The sequence below is a fragment of the Haloferax sp. AB510 genome (assembly GCF_024136985.1).
Lineage (GTDB): Archaea > Halobacteriota > Halobacteria > Halobacteriales > Haloferacaceae > Haloferax.
This window is the reverse complement of sequence record NZ_JAMYJY010000036.1, coordinates 19,547-32,726: the sequence shown is the minus strand read 5'-3', so window position 1 is coordinate 32,726 and position 13,180 is coordinate 19,547. Positions and strand designations below refer to the sequence as shown.

The 13,180-nt window shown below is 64.3% G+C and carries 14 protein-coding genes and 1 pseudogene; 8 read left to right on the top strand and 7 right to left on the bottom strand.

The window, feature by feature from the left end; all coding sequences use genetic code 11:
- A pseudogene (locus NKF06_RS09080) lies at window positions 1–329 on the top strand (acetyl-coenzyme A synthetase); the annotation flags it as partial.
- Between the two features lie 29 nt (window positions 330–358).
- On the opposite strand, the gene NKF06_RS09075 reads toward NKF06_RS09080, so the two are convergent.
- Window positions 359–604, bottom strand: a complete 246-nt coding sequence (locus NKF06_RS09075; RefSeq protein WP_004972531.1) for a hypothetical protein — start codon at window positions 602–604, stop codon at window positions 359–361.
- A gap of 176 nt (window positions 605–780) precedes the next feature.
- On the opposite strand from NKF06_RS09075, the gene NKF06_RS09070 reads away from it, so the two are divergent.
- Window positions 781–2,403: a long-chain-fatty-acid--CoA ligase gene (locus NKF06_RS09070; RefSeq protein ID WP_058828095.1), complete on the top strand. Its 1,623-nt coding sequence runs from the start codon at window positions 781–783 to the stop codon at window positions 2,401–2,403.
- Between the two features lie 90 nt (window positions 2,404–2,493).
- Here the strand turns inward: NKF06_RS09070 and NKF06_RS09065 are convergent, their stop codons facing one another.
- Window positions 2,494–3,045: a Tat pathway signal protein gene (locus tag NKF06_RS09065; RefSeq protein WP_253245203.1), complete on the bottom strand. Its 552-nt coding sequence runs from the start codon at window positions 3,043–3,045 to the stop codon at window positions 2,494–2,496.
- Window positions 3,046–3,694: 649 nt separating this feature from the next.
- On the opposite strand from NKF06_RS09065, the gene NKF06_RS09060 reads away from it, so the two are divergent.
- From NKF06_RS09060 to NKF06_RS21155, 6 genes are all read left to right on the top strand, one after another.
- Window positions 3,695–4,909, top strand: coding sequence for a substrate-binding protein (locus NKF06_RS09060; RefSeq protein ID WP_309142122.1), 1,215 nt, complete (start codon window positions 3,695–3,697; stop codon window positions 4,907–4,909).
- Window positions 4,910–5,032: 123 nt separating this feature from the next.
- Window positions 5,033–6,001, top strand: a complete 969-nt coding sequence (locus NKF06_RS09055) for a branched-chain amino acid ABC transporter permease (RefSeq protein WP_253245202.1) — start codon at window positions 5,033–5,035, stop codon at window positions 5,999–6,001.
- A complete protein-coding gene (locus tag NKF06_RS09050; RefSeq protein WP_058828098.1) occupies window positions 5,998–7,179 on the top strand; it encodes a branched-chain amino acid ABC transporter permease in 1,182 nt (393 codons plus the stop codon). Before NKF06_RS09055 ends, NKF06_RS09050 begins: the two co-directional genes overlap by 4 nt.
- Window positions 7,176–7,934, top strand: a complete 759-nt coding sequence (locus NKF06_RS09045) for an ABC transporter ATP-binding protein (RefSeq protein WP_008092404.1) — start codon at window positions 7,176–7,178, stop codon at window positions 7,932–7,934. Before NKF06_RS09050 ends, NKF06_RS09045 begins: the two co-directional genes overlap by 4 nt.
- Window positions 7,931–8,674 (top strand): ABC transporter ATP-binding protein, encoded by a 744-nt coding sequence (locus tag NKF06_RS09040; RefSeq protein WP_058828099.1) that lies wholly within the window; start codon window positions 7,931–7,933, stop codon window positions 8,672–8,674. The genes NKF06_RS09045 and NKF06_RS09040 overlap by 4 nt, the downstream gene beginning before the upstream one ends.
- 2 nt (window positions 8,675–8,676) lie before the next feature.
- Entirely contained in the window at window positions 8,677–9,351 is a 675-nt protein-coding gene (locus NKF06_RS21155) for a thioredoxin family protein (RefSeq protein ID WP_253245201.1), read from the top strand.
- On the opposite strand, the gene NKF06_RS09030 is transcribed toward NKF06_RS21155, so the two are convergent.
- The 5 genes from NKF06_RS09030 to NKF06_RS09010 form a co-directional block, all read right to left on the bottom strand.
- Entirely contained in the window at window positions 9,348–9,752 is a 405-nt protein-coding gene (locus tag NKF06_RS09030; RefSeq protein ID WP_253245200.1) for a universal stress protein, read from the bottom strand. The genes NKF06_RS21155 and NKF06_RS09030 overlap by 4 nt on opposite strands.
- Window positions 9,753–9,805: 53 nt before the next feature.
- Window positions 9,806–10,060, bottom strand: a complete 255-nt coding sequence (locus NKF06_RS09025; protein WP_042666076.1) for a hypothetical protein — start codon at window positions 10,058–10,060, stop codon at window positions 9,806–9,808.
- Between the two features lie 418 nt (window positions 10,061–10,478).
- Window positions 10,479–12,242, bottom strand: coding sequence for a cbb3-type cytochrome c oxidase subunit I (locus NKF06_RS09020; RefSeq protein ID WP_253245204.1), 1,764 nt, complete (start codon window positions 12,240–12,242; stop codon window positions 10,479–10,481).
- Window positions 12,243–12,340: 98 nt separating this feature from the next.
- Window positions 12,341–12,700, bottom strand: a complete 360-nt coding sequence (locus tag NKF06_RS09015) for a DUF6684 family protein (RefSeq protein WP_042666081.1) — start codon at window positions 12,698–12,700, stop codon at window positions 12,341–12,343.
- A 103-nt stretch (window positions 12,701–12,803) separates the two neighbouring features.
- On the bottom strand, window positions 12,804–13,169 hold the full coding sequence (locus NKF06_RS09010) for a hypothetical protein (RefSeq protein ID WP_058828104.1): 366 nt from the start codon (window positions 13,167–13,169) through the stop codon (window positions 12,804–12,806).
- Window positions 13,170–13,180: the final 11 nt, after the last annotated feature.

Below are 13,180 nucleotides of genomic sequence, written 5' to 3'. Positions count from 1 at the left end.
GCGTCGAAGGCGTCGCCGAGGCGGCGGTCGTCGGCGGCAACCACGAGGTGAAAGGCGAGGCCGTCTACGCCTACGTCATCACCGAGGAGGGACAGGACGAAGACGACGAGATGCGACAGCGCATCATCGAGGGCGTCGAGGACGCCATCGGTCCCATCGCCCGCCCCGAGATGGTCGTGTTCACGCCGGAACTGCCGAAGACGCGGTCTGGCAAGATTATGCGTCGCCTGCTCGAAGAGATAGCGAACGGCGAGGAACTCGGCGACACGACGACGCTCCGGAACCCCGAAATCGTCGAGTCGATTCAGCGGCAGGTCGAAAGCGAGTAACCACCGGCTCCACCACCGTCGGCCCCGTCCTATCGCGGCTTTTCTTCGACCCACGCCGACAGCGACGGCTCGTCGCGGAAATACAGCCGTTCCCGGACGCCGTCTCGTTCGACCACGGCGAGGAGGTGCTTCTCGGAGAGCCGAATCTCCTCGCCGCTGTAGGTACAGGGTTCGATTCGTTCGTCGCCCGGTCGCCACAGCCGGTGGGGGACGACGCGAACGATGGTCTCGTCTCGGCCCGTCGGCGAGCGCCCGGTGTAGTCTGAAAGCGCCATACGCGCGCTACGGACTCCTCGAATAAGGTATTTTCCTGCATAGTTTGTGTAGTAATATAGCCTCTCGCGGCTCGAGTCGTGGGATATTGTCTCTCTGTGCGTGAATTGTTCTCAAGGGTTCGGGCCGCGGTACCAGCCCGCACATTTATTTCGAACGTTAGTGAAGGATAGCGCGTATGAAGAAACCACTCCTGGTGACGGAGTTCCTCGACCGCGCGCGGCGGTACTACGGGGACGAGGAGGCGGTCGTGGCGACGACGGGCGAGCGCTTCACCTATGACGAACTCGGCGAGCGCGCCGACGGCTTCTCGGCGGCGCTCCAGTCCCGCGGCGTCGAGAAGGGCGACCGGGTCGCGGTGCTCGACCCCAACACGCACTACCACCTCGAAGCCGCCTACGGATCGATGCAGTTGGGGGCCGTCCACATGCCGCTGAACTACCGACTCGTCCCGGCCGACTTCGAGTACATGCTGAACGACGCGGACGTGACGGCCGTCTACGCCGACTACGCCTTCGCCGAGAAGATAGACGAAGTCCGCGACGAGATTCCGACGGAGATTTTCGTCACGAACGACCCCGAGAAGGTTGCGGAATCGACCGACGGAGAGTGGCTCGACTTCGACGAACTGGTCGCGGAGTCGACCGACTACGAGCGCCCCGAGATGGACGAAGACGACATCATCACGATCAACTACACCTCGGGGACGACCGGCGACCCGAAGGGCGTCTGCCGCACTCACCGCGCCGAGACGATTCACGCCTATCTCATCTCGATGCACCAGGACATCGCGGACGACGACGTGTACCTCTGGACGCTCCCGATGTTCCACGTCAACGGCTGGGGTCACATCTACGCGATTACCGGCCACGGTGCGAAGCACGTCTGCACCCGCGGAGTGGAGGCGGAGGCCGTGTTGGACGCCATCCGCGACGAGGACGTATCGTATCTCTGCGCCGCGCCGACGGTGCTGAACATCCTGATGAAACACTACCGCGAGGAGGGCGGCGTCGAGACGACCGGCGCGAGCCCCGTCCGGGCGGCGACCGCCGGTGCGGCCCCGCCGGAGGCGACGATTCGGACCGTCGAAGACGAGTTCGGTTGGCGGCTCATGCACGTCTACGGGGCCACCGAGACCGGTCCGCTCATCACGACCTCGGAGGCCGGGCGCTACCTGGCGGACGGCGACGACCGCTTCGGCGTGAAGAAGAAACAGGGCATCGGCTACCTCGGCACCGACGTTCGCGTCGTCGACGAGGACGGCGACGACGTGCCGAGAGACGACCAGTCCGTCGGCGAAATCGTCGTCGCGGGCAATCAGGTGATGGAGAAGTACTGGAACAAACCCGAGGAGACGGAAGAGGCCTTCTCGGCGCGGCTGGAGGGCTACTACCACATGGGCGACCTCGCGGTCGTCGACGAGAACGGCTTCATCAGCATCCAGGACCGCAAGAAGGACATCATCATCTCCGGCGGCGAGAACATCTCCAGCATCGAACTGGAGGACACGCTGTTCGACCACGACGAGGTCGCCGACGTGGCGGTCATCCCCGTCCCGTCCGACGAGTGGGGCGAGTCGCCGAAGGCGTTCGTCGTGCCGACGAGCGGCGACCCCGACGCACCGGGCGTCACCGCCGAGGCGCTCATCGAGTTCTGTCGGGAGCGCATCGCGACGTACAAGGTGCCGAAGGAAATCGAGTTCGTCGCTGAACTCCCGAAGACGGCGACCGGGAAGATTCAGAAGTACGAACTGCGCGAGCGCGAGTGGGAAGACGAAGGGCGGATGGTCGGGGAAGGATAGGAACGACCGCGTTAAGCCCGTGTTTCTGCGGGTAGCGGGGTCTTAACCGCGGTCAGGGGGTCTGGTTTTCGTTCGAGGGCCGAGCGTGGTTCAGCGGTCGTCGCAGCCGCAGTCGAGGCCGAGCGAGGCCGGGTTGTTGTTGAACGCGTCGAGGGTGTCTTTGAGCTTCTCGCCGTCCATGTCGTTGGCGTACCAGCTCGTCTGCTTGCGACCGTTCTGCCATGACGAGGTGTGTTTGAGCCACGTGCCGGCCATGTTCTTGACTTGCTCGATGGTGTAGCCCTCGTAGTAGCCGTACTTGATTGTCGCGCTGGTGCACCCCGATTGGAGCGTCCGAAGGTTGAGGACAGCAGCGATGTAGTGCTTCAGCATTATCTTCGCCTTGTCTCCCTTCGGCGGGTCGAGTAGAATCCCCCGCCAGTATTCGTTCGATTTCGTTTTACCCGCGATTGTCAGCTTGTCGCCGGGCCACGTTTCTGGGTGGTTCGCCCAGTAGCCGGGCGTCTTGGGACAATCGATGGTCGCGGCCACGGAGCCGGAAACCGCGGGGATGCCGATACCGATACCGAGCGCCGACATCGCGCCGAGTCGGAGCACGGAGCGTCTTGTCGGTTTGAATCCGTCGTTCGTGTCGTTTGTCATAGTAGTGCCACGGGCGTGGCTGAAGCGTTATTTGCGCTTTCCCGGGTTAGTTATAAATCCGACATTCTGGATGGGGATAACTTAACGTCTCTCGGCCTCCCGTCCGAATCGCGTTGAAACGGGTGAATTCGGGAATATATATCTAGTATTCTGATAGTTGTGAGCCGACCGTGTCGTCCCGCTCACGCGGTCGTCGCTACGGGGAGATGGGTACGACGCGCTCTTCGACGAGACGAGTCGCACGGACGGCTCGACACACTCGGCGCCCGAACGCGGCGAACGAACACGGCGAGTCGGTCCGACACCGGCGTGTATTTTGCGTCTATGACACGTTCCGCCGCGGGGGGGCTCGCCTTCGAGTCTCACCGACACTCGTGCCCCGACAGACACCTTATATTATGATGCAGACAGAGCAATTACATAATGATTGATAATACCAGTAATAGGGAATCCATACATAACTATTATTAACGATGTATCCGCCGATGTGTCTATGGCACGGGATAACAAGTCTCTAAATCGACGAGACGTGCTGAAGGCGACTGGTGCTGTTGGGACCGCTGGCTTGGCAGGGCTGGCGGGGTGCACCGGCGGCGGTGATGACAGCGGCGGTGGAGGTGGTGGCGGCGGAGACGACGAGTATCCGGCACTGGGCAACTTCCCCATCGAGGGCGACACGGCCACGTTCGGGTTCAACGTCCCGCAGTCGGGACCGTACGCCTCGGAAGGTGAAGACGAACTTCGGGCCTATCAGCTCGCGGTGAAGCACCTCAACGAGGGCGGCGGCTGGGTCGACTCGCAGTTCGACGACCTCTCCGGTGACGGCGTCCTCGGCTACACCATCGACCACGTGGACGGGGACACGGCCACGGACGCCGACCAGGCGCGGCAGTCCGCCTCGGGGATGATTCAGCGTGACGACGCCATCATGATTTCCGGCGGGTCGTCCTCGGCGGTCGCCATCGCGGTGCAGGGGCTGTGTCAAAACGAGAAGGTCATGTTCATGTGCTGTCTGACGCACTCGAACGACACCACCGGAAAGGACTGCGTCCGCTACTCCTTCCGAGAGATGTTCAACGCCTACATGACGGGGCAGGCGCTCGCACCGGTCGTCCGCGACGCCTACGGCGAAGACCTGCAGTTCTACCAGCTCTACGCCGACTACAGTTGGGGGCAGACCCAGCAGGCGTCGATGGAGCAGTTCATGACGGACGTCGCCGGGTGGGAGCAGATCGAGTCGGTCGCGACACCGCTCGGAACGTCCGACTACTCGACGTACCTCTCGGAGGCACAGAGCTCCGGTGCGGACGTGCTCATCTTGAACCACTACGGCCTCGACGGCGCGAACTCCATGCAGCAGGCCATCGACGCCGGCATCGACGAGGACATGGAAATCATCGTTCCGCTGTACAACCGCCCGATGGCGGAGGCGGCGGGCGGTGCGATAGAGGGCATCTACGGTACCGTTGCGTGGGACTCGCAGATAGACAACACGCCGTCCCAGGAGTTCACGCAGGCGTTCCGAGACGAGTACGACCGGACGCCATCGGGGCCCGCTCAACTGGCGTACGCACAGACGCTCCAGTACGCGGCCGCCGTCGAGCGCGCGGGAACGTTCTACCCGCCGGAGGTCATCAGACAGCTCGAAGACTACGAGTACGACAACATCGGGATGGGCGCGGAGACGATGCGCGGCTGTGACCACCAGGCGCAGCGAGACGTGCCGGTCGTCCAGGGCCTTCCCGCCTCCGAGCAGAGCGAGGGGACGTACTTCAACATCGTCAACATCACCAGCCGCGACGACCTCGGCTACGCGTGCGACGCCGGGCCGGCGGCCGAGTGTGAACTCGGATCCTACGAGTAGACACTCACCCCACCGTTATCTTAATGAAAGTTAATCGCAGACAACCACGCACACGTAAATGAGTAAGTTTAGCACACCCATGGTAGTTCGCGCTTCGAACATCCGAGGCGGAGGTGGGGGGCGATGAGCCTTCTGTCGGACGTGCTCGTCATCCTGCTCAACGGGCTGCAGCAGGGGGCTATCTACGTCCTCTTGGCGGTCGGTCTCTCCATCATCCTCGGCACGCTCAAGTTCGTCAACTTCGCGCACGGCGCGCTGTATCTCGTCGGCACGTACGCGGGACTGTTCGTCGCGCTGAACGTCCCACTTTCGAACGGGAAGCTCGCCGAGTGGGGCTTTTCGAGTTTCGGGCTCGACATCGGCTTCTTCGCCGCCCTGATTTTCGTCCCGCTTTTCGTCTTCGGGGTCGGCCTGTTGATGGAGCGGTACCTCGCGCGGGCGTTCTACGACCGCCCCGACACCGACCAGATTCTCGTCACGTTCGGCCTCGCAATCGTCGTTCAGGAGCTGTTCCGCGTCCTGTTCGGCAGCAACAGTCTGCCGTTCGAACAGCCCGAGCGAATCCTCTCGTTCGGCTCGTTCGCCGGCCTGCCCGTCTCCGGCCCGATTGCCCTACCCATCGTCGGCAACTTCCCGCAGTGGCGGCTCTGGGTCATCGGCATCACGGCCGTCCTCGTGGCGCTCGTGTACCTGCTCGTCGAGTACACCGACTTCGGTCTCGTCGTTCGCGCCGGGACCCGCGACGCCGAGATGGTCCGACTCCTCGGCATCAAAATCACCCGTCCGTACATCGTCGTCTTCGGCATCGGCGCGGCGCTCGCCGGGGTGGCGGGCGTCGTCGGCGGCCCGCTGAACGTCGTTAACCCGACCATCGGGACGAACATCCTCGTCCCGGCGTTCCTGACGGTCGTCATCGGCGGGGTCGGAAGCATCGCCGGCGCAGTCCTCGGCGGCATCGTCTTCGGCCTCACGACCGCCGCGCTCGTCTCCTTCGCACCCGCGTGGTCGCAGGTCGGCCTGTACGCCATCGCGGCCATCGTCCTCCTGACGCGGCCGCAGGGTCTCCTCGGTGACGAAGAGGTGACGCCATGAGCGAGAAGGACGCCAACCCGAGCGCGAAGGACGCGCTCGTCGGCGGCACCCTCTTCGGTCGCTGGGAGAAACTCCGCGGCCGCGAGGGGACGGTCGTCGGTATCACGGCCATTCTCGTCGCGGTGTTCCCGTACCTCTTTGCCCGCGCACCCGTCGTCTCGGGGTTCCTGCAGGGCTACCAGAGCCTCGCGACGCTCATCCTCATCTGGGGCATCTTCGCCATCGGCTTCGACCTGCTGCTCGGCTACACCGGACTGCTCTCGTTCGGCCACGCGGCCTTCTGGGGCGGTGCGGCGTACGCCGCGGGCATCGTCGCCAAGAACGTCAGCGGCGACCCCATCGTGATGGTCGTCTCGGGAACGCTGTTCGCCGTGCTCCTCGCGTGGGTGCTCGGCTTCCTGTCGCTCCGCCGCGGCGGCATCTACTTCTCCATCCTCACGCTGGCGTTCGCCCAGATGTTCTACTACATGGCCGCGTCGCCCCTGGCGTTCCTGACCAACGGCGAAAATGGGCTGACCGGCGTCGAAGTCGGCAGTTTCCTCGGCGTCATCCACCTCGAAGCGGACGTGCCGTCCATCGGCGGGATGCTTCTCGGAACGTGGCTCTACGCCTTCGTCGGCGTCTTCTTCGTCGGTGCGGTCGCGGTCGCCTACCGCATCCTCAACTCCCCGTACGGGATGGTGTTCCGCGCCATCCGCGAGAACGAACAGCGCGCGGAGTTCGTCGGACTCAACGTCTGGCGGTACAAGCTCATGGCGTTCATCATCTCGGGCGGGTTCGCGGGCGTCGCCGGGAGCCTCTTTACCATCCACGGTGCGTACGTCCCGCTCCAGTCGCTGTTCTGGACGGAGTCGGGCGACATCGTCGTCATGACCGTCCTCGGCGGCGCGGGCTCGATGTTCGGACCGGTCCTCGGCGTGGGGCTCTACCTCTACATCGAGAACATCGTCAGCACCATCCAGGCGCTGACGATTCCCTTCACGGGCATCGTGCTCGTCCGGGACTTCGGGTTCTACTGGCACCTGCTCTTGGGCGTCGTCTTCGTCGTGGTCGTCTGGGTCGTCCCGGACGGCCTGTGGGGCATCCTGAACCGGCTCCGCGAACTCGCGGTCGACCTCGGTTCGAAGGCGGCGAAGCGACTTCGTGCACGCTCCGAGAACGGAGGTGGCGGCCAATGACGCTCCTCGAAACGGAGAATCTCGTCAAGGAGTTCGGCGGCCTCGTCGCGACCGACGACGTGAATCTCACCGTCGAGGAGGACGAGCGCGTCTCCATCATCGGCCCAAACGGTGCGGGGAAATCGACGCTCATCAACCTCATCACGCGACGGCTCGACCCGACCAGCGGCGACATCCGGTTCAAAGGCGAGTCCATCGTCGGCCTCGAACCGCATCAGGTGGTCCAACGCGGCGTCTCGAAGTCGTTCCAGACCGCCTCTATCTTCCCCGACCTCACGGTCCGAGAGAACGCCGAAATCGCGGCGTTGGCGGCCGAACGCGGCGCGTTCGGCTTCGAGTTCCTGAAGCACCGCGACAGCCTCACCGACGTACACGGCGTCGCCCGCGACACGCTCGACTCGGTCGGGCTGTTGGATCGCGCGGACACTATCGCGACTGACCTTCCCTACGGCGACAAGCGTCGCCTCGAAATCGGTATCGCACTCGCGAGCGAGCCCGACCTGCTCCTCATGGACGAACCGACCGCCGGCATGTCTCCCGAAGAGACGAAGTCGACGGTCGACCTCATCGAGCGGGTCAAACGCGACCACGGGCTCACGTTCGTCCTCGTCGAACACGACATGGAAATCGTCTTCAGCATCTCAGACCGCATCGTCGTCCTCAGCCGCGGCGGCATCATCGCCGAGGGGACTCCCGACGAGATTCGGGGCAACGAAGCCGTCCAAGAGGCGTATCTCGGAGGTGTCGAGCTATGAGCCTCCTCGAAATCGACGGTATCGACGCCTACTACGGCGAGAGCCACATCATTCGTAACCTCTCGATGAGCGTCGAGGAGGGCGAGATATGCGCGCTCCTCGGCCGCAACGGCGCGGGCAAGACCACCACGCTCCGGTGTATCGCCGGCGCGACCCCGCCCGACGTGCGGGAGGGGCATATCCGATTCAAGGACAACGACATCACGGGCGTCCCGGCGGAAGACGTGTCGGTACAGGGTATCTCTCTCGTCCCCGAGGAGCGACGCATCTTCCCGAACCTCTCGGTCGCCGAGAACCTCCACCTCGCCGAGGTGGTCAACAACAAGTCGAACACGTGGGGTCGGTCGCTGTCGTTCGGCCACAAGGGGATGACGACCGAGGAGGTCTACGACCAGTTCCCCCGGCTGGACGAGCGGAAAGACCAGCGCGCGGGGACGCTCTCGGGCGGCGAACAGCAGATGCTCGCCATCGCGCGCGCCCTGAAGCAGAACACGGACCTGCTGCTTCTCGACGAGCCGTACGAGGGGCTCGCGCCGAAGATTATCGAGGACGTGGAGGACGCGGTCGAGCGCATCAGCGAGGCGGGGACGACCATCCTCCTCGTCGAGCAGAACGCCGCGGCGGCCATCAAACTCGCCGACCGCGCGTACGTCATCGACCAGGGGAGCATCGTCTTCGACGGAAGCGCCGACGAACTCCGCGAGGACGACGAGACCCGCGAGCGGTATCTGGGGGTCTGACCGTGGCCGCGACCCACGCCGACCCCGAGACGGCGCTCGAAACGCTCATCGCCGCCGGCGCGGTCGACGAAGCACCCGACGGGACGCTCTCGACAACGGCGGAGTTCGAGAAGACGCTCGCCGTCTACCACGACATCTACGGTGCGGTTTCGACCGAGGAGTTCCACCAGACGGTCTCGGACCTCTTCGGTGTCGCGCCCGAGAACGTCGAAGAGCGACTCGACGAGTTCGGCGTCACCAGGTCCGACGTGGTCGCCTACCTCGCGGCGAAGTCGTTCCTCGATGCGCCGGTCGAACAGGACTTGCTGTTGGTCATGGCGGGCCTGCTCGTCGAGATGACCTCGTCGTCGCCGGTTCCGACCGCGCTCGACGAACTCGACGACGACACCTTCGAATCGTACCTCGCAGACCACCCGGACGCCGTCGTTCTCGTGTGGCGGCGCTTCTGCGAGCCCTGTGACGCGATGAAGGAGGACCTCGACGCCATCCTCGACCGAGTCCCGGACGGCGTCGCGGCCGCGGGGGTCGACGGCGAGACGGCAGACGAGTTCTGTCGGACCTTCGAGGTCGACGCGGCCCCGACGGTTCTGTGCGTCCGTGACGGTGAACTGCGAGAACGAGCGTCCGGTCGTCAGACCCCAGACGAAGTCGCCGGGCTCTTCGACCGGGTCTACTAGTCTTTTCGCTTCGTCGTGCCCGTCACCATGACGGGCCGCTCGGAGTTCAGAATCACCGTCTGCGTGACGCTCCCAAACAGCGCCTTCCCCGCCGGCGAGCGCTTCCGTCCGGCGGTAACGATGAGGTCTGCATCCTCCTCGTCGGCGAACTCGATGATGACCTCCGCGGGGTCGCCGGACGACTCGTTGACGTCGTACTTGATACCGCGGTCTTCGAGGAACTCGCCGGCCTCCCGGACCGAGTGAATCTGCGTCGCCGACGCCCCGCTCGGGTTGTCGGTGAAGCTGTGGACGAGCGTGACCTCCTTCTCGTCTGGTTCGCCGGGGAGTTTCGCGACCTCTTCGACGCACGCAAGCGCGTGTTCCGCGTCGTCATCGATACCGATTACCACGTGATACATACTATCACGTCCCAGTCGCCGGTCTTAGTATTTGTGCTGAACGTTCGTGCGGATTATGCCGCGTCGTCGAGTCCGGCCGAGACATAGACCACGAGCACGAGCGGGATGCCGAGGACGAGCGCGATGGTCAGCGCGCCGTAGGCCGCGAAGCCGAGGGGTGTCGGCGGAAACGGCACCAGAAAGAGGAACCGAGGTGCGCTGAGGCCCGAGACGAACGTGCCCGTGAGGTAGCCCGCGCCCCCGGCGACGGCGACGAGGGCGGCGTACAGTCCGAGGACGAAGCGGTGACCGCCGACGTTCGAACTCACGGTCCACGTTCGGGGGCGGACGCTGTTAGGGGTTTCCGTTCGCCGCGTCGGCGTCGCCCGCGTCCGCGTACCGATGCACCTTTTGCCGCACGCGCCAAGGATGAGCTATGTCGGATACCGATATCCTCGGACTCGTGCTCGGGGCCATCGCGATACTGATGTTCGCGACGGGCGTCCTCCTCGTCGTCTGAGGTCCCGCCGCTTTTCCGCGTCGCCGCCGCCGAGAGCGACCGCTTCTCCCAAGTCGTGACCACCGTCGCCCGCGAGCGGCGGCGCTGACGGGGTCGTGAACGTCGCGCGAGAGGGACCGGCAGTTACGGCGAGCGCGGACGCACGGACAGTCGGCGTCGCCGGGCGCGTTCGCTCTCGAAACACAGCGTCCGAAAAATGAAACCGAAACGCCGGCGAGCGGCGTCGACTACGCGTCGTCCGCGGATCCCGCGTCCGCATCCGCGTCGTCGACCGTCTGCCCGCCGTCGGTGGCGAGTTCGGTCTCGTCTTCGCCGCCGTCGGTGACGGCCGTCTCCAGTTTGCGCTCGAACCAGGTCCACTCGGCCGTGACGAGGTCGTCGTCGGCGAGGTCCCACGGGTCGCCGTCCTGGACTTCGCGGCCTTCGAGCCACGACTGGACGAAGTTCCAGACGAAGATGATCTGGCCGACGAGCAGGATGAGCGCGCCGACCGTGGCGACCTGGTGGAGCGTCGCGAACTGCGGCAGGTAGGTCGCGTAGCGACGCGGCATGCCACCGTAGCCGAGCAGAATCATCGCGAAGAACGTCAGGTTCGTCCCGACCATCGAGAGCCAGAAGTGCCACTTACCGAGTGTGACCTGGTACATCCGGCCGGTGTAGATGGGGAACCAGTAGTAGAGTCCGGCGAAACCGGCGAAGGCGATGGCTCCCATGACGATGTAGTGGAAGTGTCCGACGACGTAGTAGGTGTCGTGGAGCACGAGGTCCACCGGAATCGACGCGAGGAAGACGCCCGTCACGCCGCCGATGATGAAGTTCGAGACGAAGCCGATACAGAACAGCATCGGCGTCGTGAGGCGAATCTTCCCGTTCCACATCGTCGTGATCCAGTTGAACGTCTTGACCGCGCTCGGTATCGCGATAGCCAGCGAGACGGCCATGAACGAGGCGCGAAGCCGGGGGTCGATACCCGTCGCGAACATGTGGTGCGCCCAGACGCCGAACGAGAGGACGCCGATGGCGAGCGTGGAGTAGACGACGAACTTGAACCCGAAGAGCCGACGGCCCGCGAAGCGCGGGAGCACGAGGCTCACGATACCCATCGGGGGCAACACGAGGATGTACACTTCGGGGTGGCCGAAGAACCAAAACAGGTGCTGCCAGAGAATCGCGCCGCCGTCGACCGAGAAGAACATCGTGCCGAAGTTCCGGTCGAGAAGCAGCATCACGATGGCGCTGCCGAGAAGCGGGAACGCGAAGAGGATGAGCCCCGACTGGGTCAGAATCGTCCACGAGAAGATGTCGAGGTTCGCCCACGAGACCTTCTCGTTACGCTCCGTGAAGATGGTCGCGATGAAGTTGATCGCACCCATCGTGGCCGAGACACCGGAGAGGTGCAGGCCGAGGAGCATCAGGTCGACGCCGGCGTTCATCTGGTTGCCGGAGCCGACACCGGCGGAAAGCGGCGTGTACATCGTCCAGGCCGTCTGCGCCGGGATGACGTCCGGGATGGGGAAGAACCCGGCCCAGATGAGCAGCGCCGCCGGCGGCAGGAGCCAGAAGGCGATGGCGTTGATACGCGGGAACGCCATATCGTCCGCGCCGATGAGAAGCGGGATAAAGTAGTTCGAGAACGCGGCGATGATGGGCGTCCCGAACAGGAACAGCATCGTAATCCCGTGGCTTGTGAGCAACGAGTTGTAGAACGTGTTCGAGATAAGCGTCATCGACGGGTCGGCCAGTTCAATCCGCATCAGGACGACCATGAGACCCCCCACGGCGAACGCGACGAGCGCGTATGCGCCGTAGAGCATCCCGATGTCCTTGTGGTCGACCGTCGTCAACCAACGGATGACCCCGGATGGTTTCTCCTCCGAGACGTACTGCTCTGCGGTACCACCGACCGTGCCTCCGCCCGCGAGCGGAGTGTACGACCGCCAGTCTTCGACCCGCGCGAGCCACGCGGCGACGGCGATGAGGAAGACCCCCATGAGCACCGTCAGTGCTAACTGTCCGTTAACCTCCATGGAAGTGCCTGAGTAGTGCAGGGTAATGAAAGATTCGGGACTGCCCTGCGATTCGAGGTGCTTTAAGCCGTCTCGTCCGCGGCTTCGACGGCGTCGTCATCCGGCGATTCTTCGAGCTCGGCCGCTCCCTCGCTCTCTTCTTCGTGAAGCGGCTTCGCGCCGGGAACGGTCGCCTGTCCGGGCGCGTAGACGGTGCCTTCCTTCTCGGAGCCCGCGATGGCCTTCCCCGAGAGGTAGGTGAGCGCGGCGAGGAGTACGAACGGCGCGATGAGGAGCGTGTACTGGAGCCCCGACGTGAGCGATTCGAACCCAAACGGATTGACGAAGGTGAAAGCCACCACGAAAAACAGGATGATGGCCAGCGGAACCATGTTGACCGTGAGGTCGAGGATGGTCTCCTTGTCGAACGTCTTGGTTGCCATATCGAGACACTCGGGGACGCCGTTCAAATAGATTGTTGGTTTCTCGTCCGTCCGGGGTGGGTTGGGACGGTCGCGCGGTCGTCCGCAGGGTCGTCCGCGGCGGTCAGAAGGTCTGTCGCTGCTCGCGGACGAACAGTTCGAAGACGATGCCGCCGACCGCCAGCAGAATCGCGGCCGCGATGACCGCGTAGCCGCGGGTGACGAGGGCGATGTCGGTGAACGCGAGTCCCGCGCCGAACGCGAGGAAGATGACCGCAAGCGCGGTGACTGCGCGAATCGTCGAGGTGACGTAGCCGGACTCCTTGAGGATGCCGACGACGCTCCCGCCGAACAGGAGCAGTCCGCCGACGGCGAGTGGAAACAGGCCAAACAACAGACCCAACTCGGAGATGGGTATCCCGAGCGCGATGAACACGGGCCACGGACTGGCCGTGCGGTACTGGTCGGAGAGTCCCGGCGCTTCGTCCATACCCGCCCGTT

Coding starts and splice junctions, on each gene's coding strand:
- NKF06_RS09055 (WP_253245202.1), top strand. CDS start 5,033: ATGAGCCTTCTGTCGGACGTGCTCGTCATCCTGCTCAACGGGCTGCAG.
- NKF06_RS09020 (WP_253245204.1), bottom strand. CDS start 12,242: ATGGGGGTCTTCCTCATCGCCGTCGCCGCGTGGCTCGCGCGGGTCGAA.
- NKF06_RS09070 (WP_058828095.1), top strand. CDS start 781: ATGAAGAAACCACTCCTGGTGACGGAGTTCCTCGACCGCGCGCGGCGG.
- NKF06_RS09030 (WP_253245200.1), bottom strand. CDS start 9,752: ATGTATCACGTGGTAATCGGTATCGATGACGACGCGGAACACGCGCTT.
- NKF06_RS09065 (WP_253245203.1), bottom strand. CDS start 3,045: ATGACAAACGACACGAACGACGGATTCAAACCGACAAGACGCTCCGTG.
- NKF06_RS09010 (WP_058828104.1), bottom strand. CDS start 13,169: ATGGACGAAGCGCCGGGACTCTCCGACCAGTACCGCACGGCCAGTCCG.
- NKF06_RS09050 (WP_058828098.1), top strand. CDS start 5,998: ATGAGCGAGAAGGACGCCAACCCGAGCGCGAAGGACGCGCTCGTCGGC.
- NKF06_RS09015 (WP_042666081.1), bottom strand. CDS start 12,700: ATGGCAACCAAGACGTTCGACAAGGAGACCATCCTCGACCTCACGGTC.
- NKF06_RS09075 (WP_004972531.1), bottom strand. CDS start 604: ATGGCGCTTTCAGACTACACCGGGCGCTCGCCGACGGGCCGAGACGAG.
- NKF06_RS09040 (WP_058828099.1), top strand. CDS start 7,931: ATGAGCCTCCTCGAAATCGACGGTATCGACGCCTACTACGGCGAGAGC.
- NKF06_RS09045 (WP_008092404.1), top strand. CDS start 7,176: ATGACGCTCCTCGAAACGGAGAATCTCGTCAAGGAGTTCGGCGGCCTC.